14 protein-coding genes are annotated in these 16,915 nt (G+C 63.5%); 12 read left to right on the plus strand and 2 right to left on the minus strand.

Annotated elements, in window-relative coordinates:
• Positions 1 to 111 precede the first annotated feature (111 nt).
• The 3 genes from ACSSU5_RS12805 to ACSSU5_RS12815 are packed head-to-tail and all read left to right on the plus strand — an operon-like array spanning position 112 to position 2,565.
• Positions 112 to 1,131: an aminoglycoside phosphotransferase family protein gene (locus ACSSU5_RS12805; protein ID WP_492561280.1), complete on the plus strand. Its 1,020-nt coding sequence runs from the start codon at positions 112 to 114 to the stop codon at positions 1,129 to 1,131.
• Entirely contained in the window at positions 1,128 to 1,799 is a 672-nt protein-coding gene (gene murU, locus ACSSU5_RS12810) for an N-acetylmuramate alpha-1-phosphate uridylyltransferase MurU (protein WP_264310555.1), read from the plus strand. Before ACSSU5_RS12805 ends, murU begins: the two co-directional genes overlap by 4 nt.
• Position 1,800: 1 nt before the next feature.
• A complete protein-coding gene (locus tag ACSSU5_RS12815) occupies positions 1,801 to 2,565 on the plus strand; it encodes a TerB family tellurite resistance protein (RefSeq protein ID WP_264310554.1) in 765 nt (254 codons plus the stop codon).
• Between the two features lie 37 nt (positions 2,566 to 2,602).
• On the opposite strand, the gene ACSSU5_RS12820 is transcribed toward ACSSU5_RS12815, so the two are convergent.
• Positions 2,603 to 3,601 carry an alpha/beta hydrolase family protein gene (locus ACSSU5_RS12820; protein ID WP_492561281.1) on the minus strand — a complete coding sequence of 333 codons (999 nt, stop codon included), beginning with the start codon at positions 3,599 to 3,601 and terminating at the stop codon, positions 2,603 to 2,605.
• A 95-nt stretch (positions 3,602 to 3,696) separates the two neighbouring features.
• On the opposite strand from ACSSU5_RS12820, the gene ACSSU5_RS12825 reads away from it, so the two are divergent.
• The 9 genes from ACSSU5_RS12825 (at position 3,697) to trpE (ending at position 14,647) form a co-directional block, all read left to right on the plus strand.
• On the plus strand, positions 3,697 to 6,084 hold the full coding sequence (locus ACSSU5_RS12825) for a PAS domain-containing sensor histidine kinase (RefSeq protein WP_492561282.1): 2,388 nt from the start codon (positions 3,697 to 3,699) through the stop codon (positions 6,082 to 6,084).
• A 7-nt stretch (positions 6,085 to 6,091) separates the two neighbouring features.
• Positions 6,092 to 6,724 carry a response regulator gene (locus ACSSU5_RS12830; RefSeq protein WP_264313985.1) on the plus strand — a complete coding sequence of 211 codons (633 nt, stop codon included), beginning with the start codon at positions 6,092 to 6,094 and terminating at the stop codon, positions 6,722 to 6,724.
• Between the two features lie 305 nt (positions 6,725 to 7,029).
• Positions 7,030 to 8,154 carry an ABC transporter ATP-binding protein gene (locus tag ACSSU5_RS12835; RefSeq protein WP_264310551.1) on the plus strand — a complete coding sequence of 375 codons (1,125 nt, stop codon included), beginning with the start codon at positions 7,030 to 7,032 and terminating at the stop codon, positions 8,152 to 8,154.
• Positions 8,155 to 8,194: 40 nt separating this feature from the next.
• Positions 8,195 to 9,229: an ABC transporter substrate-binding protein gene (locus tag ACSSU5_RS12840; RefSeq protein ID WP_264310550.1), complete on the plus strand. Its 1,035-nt coding sequence runs from the start codon at positions 8,195 to 8,197 to the stop codon at positions 9,227 to 9,229.
• A 66-nt stretch (positions 9,230 to 9,295) separates the two neighbouring features.
• The gene (locus tag ACSSU5_RS12845) at positions 9,296 to 10,543 is read left to right on the plus strand and encodes an ABC transporter permease (protein WP_264310549.1); all 1,248 of its coding nucleotides are present in this window, start codon (positions 9,296 to 9,298) and stop codon (positions 10,541 to 10,543) included.
• Between the two features lie 11 nt (positions 10,544 to 10,554).
• Positions 10,555 to 11,382: an ABC transporter permease gene (locus ACSSU5_RS12850; RefSeq protein WP_264310548.1), complete on the plus strand. Its 828-nt coding sequence runs from the start codon at positions 10,555 to 10,557 to the stop codon at positions 11,380 to 11,382.
• A 223-nt stretch (positions 11,383 to 11,605) separates the two neighbouring features.
• Positions 11,606 to 12,280, plus strand: coding sequence for a ribulose-phosphate 3-epimerase (gene rpe, locus ACSSU5_RS12855; protein WP_264310547.1), 675 nt, complete (start codon positions 11,606 to 11,608; stop codon positions 12,278 to 12,280).
• Positions 12,277 to 13,095 carry a phosphoglycolate phosphatase gene (locus ACSSU5_RS12860; protein ID WP_264310546.1) on the plus strand — a complete coding sequence of 273 codons (819 nt, stop codon included), beginning with the start codon at positions 12,277 to 12,279 and terminating at the stop codon, positions 13,093 to 13,095. Before rpe ends, ACSSU5_RS12860 begins: the two co-directional genes overlap by 4 nt.
• 70 nt (positions 13,096 to 13,165) lie before the next feature.
• Positions 13,166 to 14,647, plus strand: coding sequence for an anthranilate synthase component I (gene trpE / locus ACSSU5_RS12865; protein WP_264310545.1), 1,482 nt, complete (start codon positions 13,166 to 13,168; stop codon positions 14,645 to 14,647).
• Positions 14,648 to 14,710: 63 nt separating this feature from the next.
• On the opposite strand, the gene estP is transcribed toward trpE, so the two are convergent.
• Positions 14,711 to 16,600 carry an esterase EstP gene (gene estP, locus ACSSU5_RS12870; protein ID WP_492561283.1) on the minus strand — a complete coding sequence of 630 codons (1,890 nt, stop codon included), beginning with the start codon at positions 16,598 to 16,600 and terminating at the stop codon, positions 14,711 to 14,713.
• Between the last annotated feature and the right edge of the window lie 315 nt (positions 16,601 to 16,915).

Genomic DNA, 16,915 nt, shown 5'->3' on the forward strand with positions numbered 1-16,915 from the left:
TGCGTGCCATCTGCCCGCGTGTGGGGCCGCACGCCTCTCGATGGTCTGAAAAAGATGCTGGATAATAAAGCATGACCCGCTTGACGGCTAGGGCCGTCGGAGACCCTTGTAATGCCTGATCACGATGTACGCTTGCAACAACTGACTGTCTGGCTCGATGAGCAGCTCAACAATATTTTTCTGGAAAACGCCTGGGGCGAAGTGCCAGCAGTCAGCCTGACTGCCGCCAGCAGCGATGCGAGCTTCCGCCGCTACTTCCGCTGGCAGGGCGCTGGCCGCAGTTTCGTGATCATGGATGCACCGCCACCCCAGGAGAACTGCCGACCATTCGTCGCCATCGATCATCTGCTGGCCAGTGCCGGCGTGCATGTGCCGGTGATCCATGCCCAAGACCTGGAGCGCGGTTTCCTGTTGCTGGGCGATCTGGGCCATCAGACATACCTGGACATCATTGATGCCGACAATGCCGATGGCCTGTTCAGTGATGCCATCGATGCACTGCTGGCGTTCCAGCGCCTGCCGATGGACGCGCCACTGCCAAGCTACGACGATGCGCTGCTGCGTCGTGAAGTCGAACTGTTCCCGGAGTGGTACGTCGGGCGGGAGCTCGGCCTGACCTTCAGCGAAGCCCAGAAGGCCGCCTGGCAACGTGTGAGCCAGCTGCTGATCGACAGTGCCCTGGCCCAGCCCAAGGTGCTGGTGCACCGCGACTACATGCCGCGCAACTTGATGCAGAGCACGCCAAACCCAGGCGTGCTGGACTTCCAGGACGCGGTCTACGGCCCGGTCACCTACGACATCACCTGCCTGTTCAAGGATGCCTTCCTCAGCTGGCCGCAGGCACGGGTGGACGGCTGGCTGCGGGATTATTGGCAAAAGGCGCAGGCGGCGGGTATTCCGGTGCAGGCCGACTTCGAGGCGTTCCAGCGCGCCAGCGACCTGATGGGGGTGCAGCGCCACCTCAAGGTGATCGGCATCTTCGCCCGCATTTGCCACCGTGACGGCAAACCGCGCTACCTGACGGACGTTCCGCGTTTCTTCGCCTATATAAATGAAGTGATCGGGCGCCGCCCCGAGTTGGCGGAGCTGGGCGAGCTGATTGCCGAGCTGAAGGCCGGAGCGCGTGCATGAAGGCGATGATTCTGGCAGCAGGCAAGGGCGAGCGCATGCGCCCTTTGACCCTGCACACGCCCAAGCCTTTGGTGCCGGTGGCAGGCCAGCCGCTGATCGAGTATCACCTGCGGGCCTTGGCGGCTGCCGGTATTACCGAGGTGGTGATCAACCATGCCTGGCTTGGCCAGCAGATCGAGGACCACCTGGGTGATGGCAGCCGTTTCGGCCTGAGCATCCGTTACTCGCCCGAGGGCGAGCCGCTGGAGACCGGCGGCGGTATCTTCAAAGCGTTGCCCCTGCTGGGCGAGGCGCCGTTCCTGCTGATCAATGGGGATGTCTGGACCGACTACGATTTCGCTCGCTTGCAGGCGCCGCTTGCGGGGCTGGCGCATCTGGTGCTGGTCGACAACCCAGGGCATCACGATCGTGGCGACTTCCGCCTTGCCGGCAGGCAAGTCGTGGATGGCGATGAGGCGCCGGGTACCTTGACCTTCAGTGGCCTCTCGGTACTTGACCCGGCATTGTTCGCCGGCTGCCAGCCGGGTGCTTTCAAGCTTGCGCCGTTGCTGCGCCAGGCCATGGCAGATGGCAAAGTCAGTGGTGAGCACTACCGTGGCCATTGGGTCGATGTCGGGACGCTCGAACGCCTGGCGCAAGCCGAGCGGCTGATTGGCGGGCGCGCCTGACATGTGGTGGCCAAGCACGGTGATTGGTGCCGGCGCCGGTTTTGCCGTCGCCAGCATCCCGGGTGCCCTGCTCGGTGCGTTGCTGGGGCAGGCCATGGACCGGCGCCTGCGGGTGCGCGGCTGGGAGGACATGCGCGAGCGTCTGGGCGGGCGCCCGGCCTTGCGCGACGAGGAGTTGCTGTTCGTGCTGCTCGGCAGGCTGGCCAAGTGCGATGGGCGGGTTGCCGAGCAGCATATCCAGCAGGCACGCCAGGAGATGGTACGCCTGGACCTGGCCGATGCGGCCCGGCTACGAGCAATTGCAGCGTTCAACCGCGGCAAGGCCGGCAAGGACCGGCTGGCCGGCCATCTGCGCCGGATCCGCCAGCAGCCGCACGCTGCGGAAGGCACCTTGCGCGCGTGTTGGCGTATGGTCTGGGCCGACGGCAAGGTCGGCGCCAAAGAGCGCGAATTGCTGTTGGACTGGGGGCAAAAGCTGGGTTTGAGCAGGCGCCAGGTGCAAGCCTTGTCGCTGGAGTACGAGCCGCGTAAGACAGGGCTGGACGGTGGCACCATGACGTATGCGGCGGCCTTGCGGCTGTTGGCCGTCGAGGCCGATACCGAGGGCGATAAGGTCAAGCAGGCCTATCGCCGCCTGGTCAGCCGGCATCACCCGGACAAACTGGCGGGCAGCGCTGCTACGGAGGCTCAGGTGCGCGAAGCAACTGAGCGGACCCGTGAGCTGCATCAGGCGTATGCGCTGATTCGCAAGCGCCGGGGGTTGTAGAAAAAACGGGGCGCGATGCGGCCCCGGCGACCTCAGATCAATGCTGCGGGTTCATCCAGCCTCGCACGCGGCGGAACAATTGTTCCTGCTCGGCCGCCTTGTTACCGGGCATGGCAATCAGCGACAACTGCCGATACTGGCTGTCCTTCTGCCGCTTGCTGGCCTGCAGGCGCAGTTCTGCAGCACGGCGGTCGCCCGTGCGGGTGGCGTAATAGAGGTCGGCGGTTGGCACCTTGAGGGTCGGCGCCAGGCTTTCCAGGTCGTGCTCCACCCGTGCCGGCGTCTGCGCGGCGACCATCACCAGCTTTTGCACCTGCGCGGGTTGTTTCTCGCTCAGGTAGCGCGCCGCCCAGTATGCGCCGCTGCCATGGCCGATCAGCACGATGCTGCGCGAATCCTGTTGTTGCGCGTAAGCGAGCGCAGCGTCGAGGCGGGCAAAGATGCGTTCGGCGTCGGCCGGGTCGTTCTGTTCGCTGGCCTGCTCGGCGTCGGTGCTTTCGGCGGCATCGGCGTCGGCGGCGGTCGCCTGGGCGACGTTGGCGTTGGCATCGGCTGGTGTGTCCTTGGCCGGTGCACTTTCGCCCTTGTCTTTGGCGGGCGCCTCAGTGGGCTTGGCTTCGACCCGCGCCTGCGGGCTGTCGGCAAGCAGGTCGGGCAGGCTGACGCTCAGGCTGTGCCAGCCCACGTCGGGGAACTTGCGCCGCAACGGGCCGACCGCGTTCGGCCAGTCGGCCGTTTCACCTGCACCGGGAACAATGATCACCGCGCCTTGCGGGTCGTCGCTGTTGGCCGGTTTCCACAGTGCCAGGAAGCTTTCGGCACCCGCCTGCAGGGTTTGCTGCTCGGCCTTGGGCACCAGGCGTTCCAGGGCCTGGGCGTCTTCCTGGCTGCGCTCCAGCAGGGGAGGCCGGGTAGCCTCGACGGGTGGCGCTTCGGCGGTGGTGGGTGGTGTTTCGGCGTCGGCGGCCAGGGCGCCGAACGGAAGGATCGAGGCTAGGCAGCACATTGCCAGCGTCGTGCGATAAAGTGTGGACATGCGTCAACCCAAGGCCAGAATAATACCGGCAGCCTAATAGTATTTGCCCGTGACGGCCATGCTGCATGGCCGCCCTTGCCAAGACGAGCGTGTAGATGAAGCGAATGCGTCGCCTGTTGGTTATCGGCTGCTTGTGGCTGCCCTTGATCGCGTTGGCAAGGCCTGAGGTAGCGCCGACCGTGGCCCTTGACCCCGCCCAGCAGCAGTGGCTGGAGGCGCACCGCAGCCTGCGGGTTGGCGTGGTGTTGCAGGCACCCTATGCGCAGTTCGACCGGCGTCTGCAGCAACTCTACGGGGCTAATGTCGAGCTGGTGAACTGGCTGGCCCAGGCGCTGGGGCTGGACCTGACCTGGCGCAACTTTGCCGACCAGGCCAGCCTCGAACACGCGTTGCAGGCAGGCGAAATCGATTTTGCCCCCGGCCTTACCCAGACCCCGACGAGCCTGCGGCTATGGCTGTTCAGCGACCCGTACATGCGCGTGCCGCAGCTGGTGGTTGGCCCACGCACGGGCGCGATGGCGGTGGAGCTGGAAAAACTCGAACCTGATCAGCGCGTCGCGGTACGCATGCCCAGCCCGTTGGCGGATTACCTGCGCAGCAATTACGGCAACCTCAACGTGCAGGGGGTGCCCAACGAGCGTGAGGGGCTGCAATTGATTGTGGGTGGCCAGGCCAGCTACGCGGTGCTCGATGAAGCCCAGCTCAGCCGCCTGTCGCGTGAAAGCGAGTTCGGCGAGCTGGCGGTGGTTGGCGATATCGGCCTGCCGCAGTTGCTGCGGGTGGGCTCGCGGCGTGACTGGCCGCTGCTGGCCGACGTGCTCGAACGCGGTTTGCAAGCCATGCCGGCCAAGGTGCTGGAGCAGCTTCACCAGCGCTGGCTGCAGCCCAAGTATCCGCGCTTGAGCGAATCGGCCGGCTTCTGGCAGAACCTCGCCTTGCTGTTCGGCATGTTGTTGCTGTGCGCGCTGGCCACGCTGATTTGGCAACGCCGGCAACAGCGCCAGCTGGAACGTAGCCTGCTGGCAACGCGTGAGAGCCTGGCCGAACGCCAGGTGCGTGAAGAGGCGCTGCGGCTGAGCCAGTTCGCCATCGACCAGAGCACCGTGGGTATTTTGTGGGTCAACTGGGACAGCCATGTGCGTTATGCCAACCATGCCGCAGAGCGCATGCTTGGCTATGGCGAAGGCGAGTTGCTGGAGCGCCCGCTGATCGACTTCGAGCCGAACCTGAACATGGACCGTTGGCTGGAGTTGTGGCGGGGCGCGCGGGCGGGGGAAGGCGGCGTAGGGCAATTCGAAACCCATTGTCAGCGAGCCGACCACAGCTTGTTGCCGGTGGAGCTGTCGTTGAGTTTTCTGCGCTTTCGTGACGCCGAGTACCTGGTGGTGTACATCGCCGATGTCACCGAGCGCCACCGCGCGCTGGCAGCGCTGCGCGAAAGTGAAGCACGGCTCAAAGGGATCGCCGGCAACGTGCCGGGGCTGGTGTTCCGGCTGGAGCGTGACCCTGCCGAGGGCGACCTGGAGTTCCCTTACATCAGCGAGGGCAGCGAGGCGTTGGTTGGCTACGCACCCGCCGAGATCCAGCACCCGCACATGGGCCTGCGCAATCTGGTTCACCCCGAGGACCGCAGCGACTATCACCGGGTGCAGGACCTGGCCCTGGCCAGCAACCAGGACTGGTCGTGGCAAGGGCGTATCCTCACGCGCCAGGGTGAACAGCGTTGGGCCGACATCAAAGCCAGTACCCGGCGCCTGGTCGATGGCCGGGTGGTGTGGGACGGTATTGTCTGGGACATCACCCAAGGCAAGCGTGCAGAGCTGGCGCTGGCGCGTTCCCAGGAGCAACTGCGCGAGTTGTCGGCGCACCTGGAGAGCGTGCGCGAAGAAGAAAAGGCGCGCATCGCCCGTGAGGTGCACGACGAACTGGGGCAGATGCTGACCGTGCTCAAGCTCGAACTGTCGATGTGCGAGCTGGCCTTTGCCGAGTTGGACCCAGGGCTGAACGAGCGCTTGTCGAGCATGAAACGCCTGATCGCGCAGCTGTTCCAGCTAGTGCGTGACGTGGCCACGGCACTGCGCCCGCCCATTCTCGACGCTGGCATCGCCTCGGCCATCGAATGGCAGGCGCGGCGTTTCGAGGCGCGTACACAGATCCCCTGCCTGGTGCAGGTACCGGATAATCTGCCAGCATTGAGTGATGCCAAGGCTACCGGGCTGTTTCGTATCCTTCAGGAGGCGCTGACCAACGTCATGCGCCACGCCCAGGCGCACAGCGTGGAGATCGAGCTGGTGCGTGAAGAGGGGCAACTTCGAATGACCGTCAGCGACGACGGCACCGGTTTTTGCCGCGACCAGACCAGGCCCACGTCGTTCGGCCTGGTAGGTGTGCGCGAACGGGTGCTGATGCTCGGTGGCAGCATGATGCTGGACAGTGAACCGGGCGAGGGCACCAGCCTGAGCGTGGCCATTCCGTTAGAGTAGGAGAGCGATCGTGATTCGAGTGCTGGTGGCGGAAGACCACACCATTGTCCGTGAAGGCATCAAGCAATTGATTGGCCTGGCCAAGGACATGCAAGTGGTGGGTGAGGCCGGTAATGGCGAGCAGTTGCTGGACGCCTTGCGGCATAGTCCCTGTGAGGTGGTGTTGCTGGATATCTCGATGCCAGGCGTCAACGGCCTGGAGGCGATCCCGCGGATCCGCGCCCTGAGCGACGCGCCTGCGATCCTGATGCTGTCGATGCACGACGAAGCGCAGATGGCGGCGCGGGCGCTGAAGGCGGGCGCCGCCGGTTATGCCACCAAGGACAGTGACCCCGCCTTGCTGTTGACCGCCATTCGCCGGGTTGCGGGGGGAGGGCGCTACATCGACCCGGCCCTGGCCGACCGCATGGTCTTCGAGGTCGGCCTGACCGAATCGCGGCCGTTGCATACCTTGCTCTCGGAGCGTGAGTTCTCGGTGTTCGAGCGCCTGGCCCAGGGCGCCAACGTCAACGACATCGCCCAGCAACTGGCGCTGTCCAGCAAGACCATCAGTACCCACAAAGCGCGGCTGATGCAGAAGCTCAAGGTCAACTCGCTGGCGGAGCTGGTGAAGTACGCCATGGAGCACAAGCTGGTCTGAGTGTTCTGGTTGCGACATGGCCTGACGGCTGGCAATGAGCGAGTACTGTGGGAGCGGGCTTGTCCCGCGAAAGGGCCGGCAAGCTCAACCTCATTGCCTAGGGTGGCGCATTCGCGGGGCAAGCCCGCTCCCACAAGGTGAAGTGGTGTGCCTGGGGTCTATTCCAATTCCGCCATTGTTGTAGGGCGATCCCTACAACGAATCTTCCATCTGGATGATGGCATTCTCTCAGCACCCCCGATTTTCGGGCGCTTGCGTCTTGTCTAGTCTTTGCCTACGCAGTCATCCAACAAGAAGGTGCAGGCATGAGCGAGGCGAATTCGAACGCTGCAACCAGCGAAACGCTGGTCAGCTTCCGCGGTGTGCAGAAGAGCTACGACGGCGAGTCGCTGATCGTCAAAGACCTCAACCTGGACATCCGCAAGGGCGAGTTCCTCACCTTGCTTGGCCCGTCCGGCTCGGGCAAGACCACCAGCCTGATGATGCTGGCCGGTTTCGAAACCCCCACCGCAGGTGAAATCCAACTAGCCGGGCGCTCGATCAACAACGTGCCGCCGCACAAGCGCGACATCGGCATGGTGTTCCAGAACTACGCGCTGTTCCCGCACATGACCGTGGCCGAAAACCTCGCTTTCCCGCTGAGCGTGCGCAATTTGAGCAAGACCGACATCAGCGAGCGGGTAAAGCGTGTGCTCAACATGGTTCAGCTCAATGCCTTCGCCAAACGCTACCCCGGCCAGCTGTCTGGCGGCCAGCAGCAGCGGGTGGCCCTGGCGCGTGCCTTGGTGTTCGAGCCGCAGCTGGTGCTGATGGACGAACCGTTGGGCGCGCTCGACAAGCAACTGCGTGAACACATGCAGATGGAGATCAAGCACATCCACCAGCGCCTGGGCGTGACCGTGGTCTACGTGACCCACGATCAGGGCGAGGCGCTGACCATGTCCGACCGGGTGGCTGTGTTCCACCAGGGCGAAATCCAGCAGATCGCCGACCCCCGCACCCTTTATGAGAAACCGTGCAACACCTTCGTCGCCAACTTCATCGGCGAGAACAACCGCATCAACGGCACCCTGTTGGCCAGTGATGGCCATCGTTGCCAGGTGCAGCTGGCGCGGGGCGAGCGGGTCGAAGCACTGGCCGTGAATGTCGGCCAGGCCGGTGAGCCGGTGACCTTGTCGATCCGCCCGGAGCGTGTACGCCTCAACGGCCACAGTGAAAGCTGCGTCAACCGCTTCTCCGGCCGTGTGGCCGAGTTCATTTACCTGGGCGACCACGTACGGGTGCGCCTGGAAGTGTGTGGCAAGGCCGACTTCTTCGTGAAGCAGCCGATCGCCGAGCTCGACCCGGCCCTGGCCGTGGGCGATGTGGTACCGCTGGGCTGGGAGGTGGAGCACGCCCGCGCGCTCGATCCGATTGCCGAAGCCCATTGATGGATTGCTTCACCAACCCTGTACTGTGGAGAGAATAATAATGCGCAAGCAGTTGAAACTGACCGCCCTGGCCCTGGGGCTGTTCGCCGCTGGCCAGGCCCTGGCGGCCGACCTGACCGTGATCTCTTTTGGCGGCGCCAACAAGGCTGCCCAGACCAAGGCGTTCTACGAACCCTGGGAAAAGGCAGGTAACGGCAAGATCGTCGCCGGTGAGTACAACGGTGAAATGGCCAAGGTCAAAGCCATGGTCGATACCAAGAGCGTGTCCTGGAACCTGGTGGAAGTCGAGTCGCCCGAGCTGTCTCGTGGTTGCGACGAGGGCATGTTCGAAGAGCTCGACCCGGCGTTGTTCGGGGATGAAGCCGACTACGTACCCGGCGCCATTCAGCCCTGCGGCGTGGGCTTCTTCGTCTGGTCCACAGTAATGGCCTACAACGCCGACAAACTCAAGACGGCGCCTACCAGTTGGGCCGACTTCTGGGATACCAAGCAGTTCCCTGGCAAGCGTGGCCTGCGCAAAGGCGCCAAGTACACCCTGGAATTCGCCTTGATGGCCGATGGCGTCGCGCCCAAGGACGTCTACAAGGTGCTGGCCACCAAAGAAGGTCAGGACCGCGCCTTCAAGAAACTCGACGAACTCAAGCCCAGCATTCAGTGGTGGGAAGCCGGCGCACAGCCGCCGCAGTTCCTGGCCTCGGGGGACGTGGTCATGAGCTCGGCCTACAACGGCCGGATCGCCGCCGTGCAGAAAGAGAGCAACCTCAAGGTGGTGTGGAACGGCGGCATCTACGACTTCGATGCCTGGGCGATTCCAAAAGGCGCCAAGAACGCCGAAGAGGCGAAGAAATTCATCGCCTACAGCGTCAAGCCCGAGCAGCAGAAAACCTACTCCGAAAACATCGCCTACGGCCCGGCCAACACCAAGGCCGTCAGCCTGCTGACGGACGAGGTGAAAAAGGACATGCCGACCACGCCTGAGAACATCGCCAACCAGGTGCAGATCGACGTGGCCTTCTGGGCCGACAACAGCGAGCAGCTGGAGCAACGCTTCAACGCCTGGGCGGCGAAGAAGTAAAGCGCCTCGTCGGAGCGTCAGGGTTTGCACTGGCGCTTCCCGTTTTCCTGTTTTGCGGAGTTCGCCATGGCCATTGCAGTGCCCCTCAACGAAGGCGCAGGTCCAAGTCTCAAGCAGCGCCTCAAGCACGCCGAGCGGGTCAACCGCTGGAAGGCGCAGGCGTTGATCGCGCCGCTGGCGCTCTTCCTTCTGCTGGTGTTTCTGGTGCCGATCGCCGCGCTGTTGTACAAGAGCGTCGGCAACCCGGAAGTGGTCGCCGGCTTGCCGCGCACCGTCGAAGCGGTGTCCCAGTGGGACGGCAAAAGCTTACCGGGCGAAGCGGTGTACAAGGCACTGAGCCAGGACCTGGCCGAGTCGCGCAAGAACCAGACCTTGGGCGACCTCTCCAAGCGCCTGAACATGGAACTGGCGGGCTACCGCAGCCTGTTGACCAAGACCGCCCGGGCGCTGCCGTTCAAGGCTGAACCGGCCTCTTATAAAGAAGCATTGCAGACCCTCGATGAGCGTTGGGGCGACCCCGCCTACTGGCAGGCGATCCGCCGCAATACCAGCACAGTCACCTCGTTCTACCTGCTGGCGTCGCTCGACCACCGTATCGATGACCTCGGCGAGCTGGCCAAGGCCACGCCCGACCAGGCCATTTACCTGGATATTTTCGCCCGCACCCTGTGGATGGGTGTGGTGATTACCGCCATCTGCCTGGTGCTGGCCTACCCGCTGGCGTACCTGTTGGCCAATCTGCCGGCGCGGCAGAGCAACCTGTTGATGATTCTGGTGTTGCTGCCGTTCTGGACCTCGATTCTGGTGCGGGTGGCGGCGTGGATCGTGCTGCTGCAGTCGGGTGGCCTGATCAACAGTGCGTTGATGGCCATGGGCATCATCGATGAACCGCTGGAGCTGGTGTTCAACCGCACCGGTGTGTACATCTCCATGGTCCATATTTTGCTGCCGTTCATGATCCTGCCGCTGTACAGCGTGATGAAGGGCATTTCGCCCAGCTACATGCGTGCGGCGATTTCGTTGGGTTGCCATCCGTTCGCCAGCTTCTGGCGGGTGTACTTCCCGCAGACCTATGCCGGTGTAGGCGCCGGGTGCTTGCTGGTGTTCATCCTGGCCATCGGCTACTACATCACCCCGGCACTGCTGGGCAGCCCGAACGACCAGATGGTCAGTTACTTCGTGGCCTTCTATACCAACACCAGCATCAACTGGGGCATGGCGACCGCGCTGGGTGGGCTGTTGCTGCTGGCGACCGTGCTGTTGTACTTGATCTATAGCTGGCTGGTCGGCGCCAGCCGCCTGCGCCTGAGCTGAGGAGCCTTGTCATGCTGAGCCCTTACATGTCACCCGTGGAGCGGGTCTGGTTCTACAGCCTGCGCATTCTTTGCGGCTTGATCCTGCTGTTCTTGATCTTGCCGGTGTTGGTCATCGTGCCGTTGTCCTTCAACAGCGGCAGTTTCCTGGTGTATCCGCTGCAGGGCTTTTCGCTGCAGTGGTACCAGGACTTCTTCGGCTCTGCCGAGTGGATGCGGGCACTGAAGAACAGCATCATCGTCGCCCCGGCGGCCACGGTATTGGCCATGGTCTTCGGTACGTTGGCGGCGATTGGCCTGACCCGTGGCGATTTCCCGGGCAAGTCGCTGGTGATGGCGCTGGTCATTTCGCCGATGGTCGTGCCGGTGGTAATCATTGGCGTTGCCAGTTACCTGTTCTTTGCGCCGCTAGGGTTGGGCAACAGTTTCACCTCGCTGATTCTGGTGCATGCGGTGCTGGGTGTGCCGTTCGTCATCATCACCGTGTCGGCGACTTTGCAGGGCTTCAATTACAACCTGGTGCGTGCGGCCGCCAGCCTGGGCGCCTCGCCACTGCTGGCGTTCCGCCGGGTGACCCTGCCGTTGATCGCGCCGGGGGTGATATCGGGGGCGCTGTTTGCCTTTGCCACCTCGTTCGATGAAGTGGTCGTAACGCTGTTCCTCGCCGGGCCTGAGCAGGCGACGCTGCCTCGGCAGATGTTCAGCGGTATCCGCGAGAACCTGAGCCCGACGATTGCGGCGGCAGCGACCTTGCTGATCGCATTTTCGGTGGTGCTGCTGCTGACCCTGGAGTGGTTGCGTGGGCGTAGCGAGAAGCTGAGAACTCAGCAACCGGCTTGATTGAGGTTGCCAGTGCCGGCCTCTTCGCGGGGCAAGCCCGCTCCCACAAGTACAGCGCAGGTTTCGAATGCTGTGCTGATCCAGTGGGAGCGGGCTTGCCCCGCGAAGAGGCCGGCACAGGCAATACAGGGGCACCGGTCGACACCTATTGATACCAATCAGCCTCTATCCGTTCGCCTGAGTTACAATGCGCGCCACCGTGATTCTGCCCTACAGGTGCGCCATGCAGCCCTACGCTATTGCCCCCTCCATTCTCTCCGCCGATTTCGCCCGCCTGGGCGAGGACGTCGACAAGGTGCTGGCCGCTGGTGCCGACATCGTTCACTTCGATGTGATGGACAACCACTACGTACCCAACCTGACCATCGGCCCGATGGTCTGCACGGCCTTGCGCAAGTACGGCGTGACCGCCCCGATCGATGTGCACCTGATGGTCAGCCCGGTTGACCGTATCATCGGCGACTTCATCGAGGCCGGCGCCACCTACATCACCTTCCACCCCGAGGCCAGCCAGCACGTTGACCGTTCGTTGCAGCTGATCCGCGACGGTGGTTGCAAGGCCGGCCTGGTGTTCAACCCGGCGACCAGCCTGGATGCCCTCAAGTACGTGATGGACAAGGTCGACATGGTCCTGCTGATGAGCGTCAACCCAGGCTTTGGCGGGCAGAAGTTCATCCCCGGCACCCTCGACAAGCTGCGTGAGGCGCGCGCGCTGATCGATGCCAGCGGCCGTGATATCCGCCTGGAAATCGACGGTGGCGTCAACGTCAACAATATCCGCGAGATCGCCGCCGCAGGTGCCGACACCTTCGTCGCCGGTTCGGCCATCTTCAATGCGCCGGACTACCAGGAAGTCATCGCCAAAATGCGCGCCGAGCTGGCCCAGGCCCGCCCATGAGCGGCTTCGAGCAGCTGTTCCCGGGGACGCTGCCCAAGCTGGTGATGTTCGATCTGGACGGTACCCTGATCGACTCCGTGCCAGACCTGGCCGCCGCCGTGGACCGCATGCTGCTCGAACTTGGGCGCCCGCCAGCAGGCCTGGACGCCGTGCGCCACTGGGTTGGCAACGGTGCCCAGGTGCTGGTGCGTCGGGCGCTGGCTGGGGGTATCGAGCACGCCTCGGTGGACGATGCGCTTGCCGAGCAGGCGCTTACGCTGTTCATGGAGGCCTATGCCGAAAGCCATGAACTGACCGTGGTCTACCCCGGCGTGCAAGACACCCTGCGCTGGCTGCGCAAGCAAGGCGTGGAGATGGCGCTGATCACCAACAAGCCAGAGCGCTTCGTTGCCCCGCTGCTGGACCAGATGAAGATCGGCCGCTATTTCCGCTGGATCATCGGCGGAGACACCCTGCCTCAAAAGAAACCTGACCCAGCGGCGCTGCTATTCGTCATGCAAATGGCCGGCGTCACGCCGCAGCAGTCGCTGTTCGTCGGTGATTCGCGCAGCGATGTGCTGGCAGCCAAGGCCGCCGGTGTGCAGTGCGTGGGCCTGACGTATGGCTACAACCACGGCCGGCCGATCAACGACGAATCGCCGAACCTGGTGATCGACGACCTGCGTGCGCTGCTGCCCGGTTGCGCAGACCCGGCCACTGGGATAACGTTGGCGGACCTTCAAGCCTCACAAGACAGAGAGTCCACCGTGGCGGTTACTGGCAAATTCTGGATGAAAGTCATCAAGGCCCTGGCCCGTTGGCGTTGGCGCGCCTGACTTCTGCTTGCCGGCACCTGCCGGCCCGTCCGTTTGCCTGACCTTACTGCTGCTTGCCACGAGGCTACTCATGACCCGCGAAGAATTCCTGCGCCTGGCCGCTGCCGGCTACAACCGCATCCCCCTGGCCTGTGAAACCCTGGCCGACTTCGACACGCCACTGTCGATCTACCTGAAACTGGCCGACCAGCCCAACTCCTATCTGCTCGAGTCGGTACAGGGCGGCGAGAAGTGGGGGCGTTACTCGATGATCGGCCTGCCATCGCGTACGGTGATGCGCGTGCATGGCTACCACGTGAGTATCTTGCAGGATGGCGTCGAGGTTGAAAGCCACGACGTCGAAGACCCGCTGGCCTTCGTCGAGTCGTTCAAGGACCGTTACAAGGTCGCCGATATTCCTGGCCTGCCACGTTTCAATGGCGGCTTGGTCGGCTACTTCGGCTATGACTGCGTGCGGTATGTGGAGAAGCGTCTGGGCGCGAGCCCGAACCCGGATCCGCTGGGCGTGCCAGATATCCTGCTGATGGTGTCGGACGCCGTGGTGGTGTTCGACAACCTGGCGGGCAAGATGCACGCCATCGTACTGGTCGACCCGGCCCAGGAGCACGCCTTCGAACAAGGCAAGGCCCGCCTGGCAGGGCTGCTGGAAACACTGCGCCAGCCGATCACCCCGCGCCGTGGCCTGGACCTGAGCGGCCCGCTGGCTGCCGAGCCGGAATTCCGCTCCAGCTATACCCGCGAGGATTACGAAAACGCGGTTGGCCGCATCAAGGAGTACATCCTGGCGGGTGACTGCATGCAGGTGGTGCCGTCCCAGCGCATGTCGATCGACTTCAAGTCTGCGCCCATCGACCTGTACCGTGCTTTGCGCTGTTTCAACCCGACGCCGTACATGTACTTCTTCAATTTTGGCGACTTCCACGTGGTTGGCAGTTCGCCTGAAGTGCTGGTGCGCGTCGAGGACAACCTGGTCACTGTGCGCCCGATTGCCGGCACCCGTCCGCGTGGTGCGACGGAAGAAGCGGACCGTGCGCTGGAAGACGACCTGCTGTCTGACGAGAAAGAGATCGCCGAGCACTTGATGCTGATCGACCTGGGCCGCAACGACGTGGGCCGGGTGTCCTCGACGGGTAGCGTGCGCCTGACCGAGAAGATGGTGATCGAGCGTTACTCCAACGTGATGCACATCGTGTCCAACGTCACTGGGCACCTGCGCGAAGGCCTGACCGCCATGGACGCCTTGCGCGCGATTCTGCCGGCCGGGACCCTGTCGGGTGCGCCGAAGATCCGCGCCATGGAAATCATCGACGAGCTGGAGCCAGTCAAACGTGGCGTTTACGGTGGTGCTGTGGGTTACTTTGCCTGGAACGGCAACATGGATACCGCGATTGCCATTCGTACTGCGGTGATCAAGGACGGCGAGCTGCATGTACAGGCAGGCGGCGGTATCGTGGCCGACTCGGTGCCGGCGCTGGAGTGGGAAGAAACCATCAACAAGCGCCGCGCGATGTTCCGTGCGGTGGCGTTGGCTGAGCAGACGACTGCCAAATAGGGCAGCGAACAGTGGTCATTGTGGGAGCGCCGCACCGCCGCTCCCACAGGGCCCCATAACAGTTCAGAAGTCCACGCTGACCGCCAAGCTCACCCCCTGCTGCGTCAACTCATCACTCTTGCGCCAGTTGTAGTTCCCCCGCACATGTACCCCCGCCATCAACTCGTGGCTCAAACCCAGGCTGGCCCGGGTCAGGTCGCTGTGCGGCGTATACCCGGTCAGAGTGAAATCGTGCGCGGCCAACGTCGTCAGGTGCAAGGTCACATCCTGTTGGTCATCCTCGAATTCGTGCTCCTGGGCAACCTCGGCAAACAGCCGCGTCCCTGTCGCCACCTGCACACTGCCTAAAAGCCCGATACCCAGCCGCCGCGAGGTACGTTCCTGGTCATCGAAGCCCAGCGCGGTCGAGCGCCCGCTCTTCTCGTCATAACCATCGACTTTTACCCGGGCGTAGTCGGCACTGATGAACGGCGCCAGTTGCCATGGGCTGCTCTCGGCGGCCAGGTTGTAACCCAGCCGGCCTGTTACCGCCCACGCCTCGCCGTCGGTATCGCCTTTTTCGCTGCGGTCATTCACGCCGAGGGCGAAGGTGCGCTTGAGGTCGCTGTAGTCCAGATGGCCTGCCGTCAGTGCGGCATCCGCCCACCAGCGGTCCTGGCGGTACTGGGCGAAAGCCGTGGCCAGGTAACTGTCGAGCTTGTAGTCCGAGTCCTGTTCACCGGCCTCCAGTTTCTGCCGGTACACACCACCCGCCAGGCCCATGCGCCAGGCATCGTTCAATCGGTAGCTGCCACCCAGGGTAAGGTTGTAGCCACGACCATCGCCGCTGGCCGCACTGCGTTGGCCGTCAAAGTCCAGGTCCTGGGCGCCGGTGGCGACGAAGGCCTGCCATTGCCCAACCGCTTGCCAGGGTGTTTGCCACTGGTTGCGCAACTCGTCCTGGTGAGCGCGTAGGCTGGCGTGGGCCATTTCCGGCAACAGGGACAGCTCCCACGGCGCGGAGATGATCGAGTAGGCGTAGTCGGCAATCAGTTGCTGGCCGGCAATGGTCGGGTGCACCGAGTCGTTGAACAGCAGCTTGGTGGGGTCGGGTGTGGTGCCGTTGATACCGTATACCGGGTTTGCGACACAGCCTTGACCGCTGTAGCAGGTGCCGACCAGGTTCTGGCCGCTGGCCAGGCCGAATTGGGTCGGGCTGGCCAAGGCCTCGCCCAGCAATACCGGAATGTTCAGCGGGATGATCTCGGCGTCGATCTGCCCGAGCTGATTGAGCAGTGACTGGTTGAAGGCGCCGGACAGCAGTGACAGCGGGTTTTGTTGCGGGGTGCCGCTGAAGTTGGGCGTCTGGCCCAGGTCGGGCAGCAACCAGACCATGATGTAGCGCGCGCCGCCTTGTTGCAGGGCCTGGGCGCTGGCGGCCAGGCGGCCTCCGGCAGCGGCGGCGTCGGCGGGGCTGTTCACCAGGCCCTGGAGGAAGTCGTTACCGCCACCGGTAAGGTAGTAGAGGGCGTTGGGGTCGGCGCGCAGACCATTGGCCAGGTAGCCGGGGCGTTCACGGAAGACAAAGCCTGGTACAGGTCCATTGGGAGGGACGATCACTTTCGACGATTCGGTGATCGAATCGAGAATCTGCTGCGTCGTGTAGCCGCCCACTGCCCAGTTGTTGCCATCAGGCCGAATGCCGACCGATGTGGACGGGTTGAGTTCGTCCTGCACGATGCCCAGCCGACCGCCAAGAATCATCGGCGAAACCGGCGCGAAGTTGCCGTCGGCATCACGGTTGGTGAAGCGCTGGCCTGCCGTACCGCCGGTCAGGTCGGGAAATTGGCCGGCATCACTCAGGCTGTCGCCAAATACGATCAAGCTCGAATAGGGGGAAGGTGCAGCGAACGCCTGGCTGCAGGCCAGGGCCAATGTGGCGAGGGTAAAGCGCAACAATGGAGCTTTTCGCATCAGAGAACATCCTTTTCATTGTTTTTATGAGGACTACCCGATCGACCATAGCAAATCGCGGGGCTTGTCTCCCAAGTCCATTCGTTTCCCCGTGTTTACAGGCATATTGCGCCCATCGCCCCGGTAGGCTACTGTGCCGGGACGTATGAGCGAGACCTATCCTGTGTTGATCGTCAGCAAACTCTTGATGCGCGTAATCAAGGCCCACGCCCGTTGGCGTTGGCGCGCCTGACTTTATCTCCTGCCGGCCAGCCCGGCCCGTTTCTGTTTGCCTTCTTATCCGTTTTCGAATGCCCTTAGTGGCAATGCCGCGCT

Source organism: Pseudomonas sp. E1MeOHC2 (genome assembly GCF_058745025.1).

What these genes read in the sequence shown, in the direction of transcription:
- ACSSU5_RS12805 (WP_492561280.1), top strand. Translation starts at nt 112, where the DNA reads ATGCCTGATCACGATGTACGCTTGCAACAACTGACTGTCTGGCTCGAT.
- murU (WP_264310555.1), top strand. Translation starts at nt 1,128, where the DNA reads ATGAAGGCGATGATTCTGGCAGCAGGCAAGGGCGAGCGCATGCGCCCT.
- ACSSU5_RS12815 (WP_264310554.1), top strand. Translation starts at nt 1,801, where the DNA reads ATGTGGTGGCCAAGCACGGTGATTGGTGCCGGCGCCGGTTTTGCCGTC.
- ACSSU5_RS12820 (WP_492561281.1), bottom strand. Translation starts at nt 3,601, where the DNA reads ATGTCCACACTTTATCGCACGACGCTGGCAATGTGCTGCCTAGCCTCG.
- ACSSU5_RS12825 (WP_492561282.1), top strand. Translation starts at nt 3,697, where the DNA reads ATGAAGCGAATGCGTCGCCTGTTGGTTATCGGCTGCTTGTGGCTGCCC.
- ACSSU5_RS12835 (WP_264310551.1), top strand. Translation starts at nt 7,030, where the DNA reads ATGAGCGAGGCGAATTCGAACGCTGCAACCAGCGAAACGCTGGTCAGC.
- ACSSU5_RS12840 (WP_264310550.1), top strand. Translation starts at nt 8,195, where the DNA reads ATGCGCAAGCAGTTGAAACTGACCGCCCTGGCCCTGGGGCTGTTCGCC.
- ACSSU5_RS12845 (WP_264310549.1), top strand. Translation starts at nt 9,296, where the DNA reads ATGGCCATTGCAGTGCCCCTCAACGAAGGCGCAGGTCCAAGTCTCAAG.
- ACSSU5_RS12850 (WP_264310548.1), top strand. Translation starts at nt 10,555, where the DNA reads ATGCTGAGCCCTTACATGTCACCCGTGGAGCGGGTCTGGTTCTACAGC.
- rpe (WP_264310547.1), top strand. Translation starts at nt 11,606, where the DNA reads ATGCAGCCCTACGCTATTGCCCCCTCCATTCTCTCCGCCGATTTCGCC.
- ACSSU5_RS12860 (WP_264310546.1), top strand. Translation starts at nt 12,277, where the DNA reads ATGAGCGGCTTCGAGCAGCTGTTCCCGGGGACGCTGCCCAAGCTGGTG.
- trpE (WP_264310545.1), top strand. Translation starts at nt 13,166, where the DNA reads ATGACCCGCGAAGAATTCCTGCGCCTGGCCGCTGCCGGCTACAACCGC.
- estP (WP_492561283.1), bottom strand. Translation starts at nt 16,600, where the DNA reads ATGCGAAAAGCTCCATTGTTGCGCTTTACCCTCGCCACATTGGCCCTG.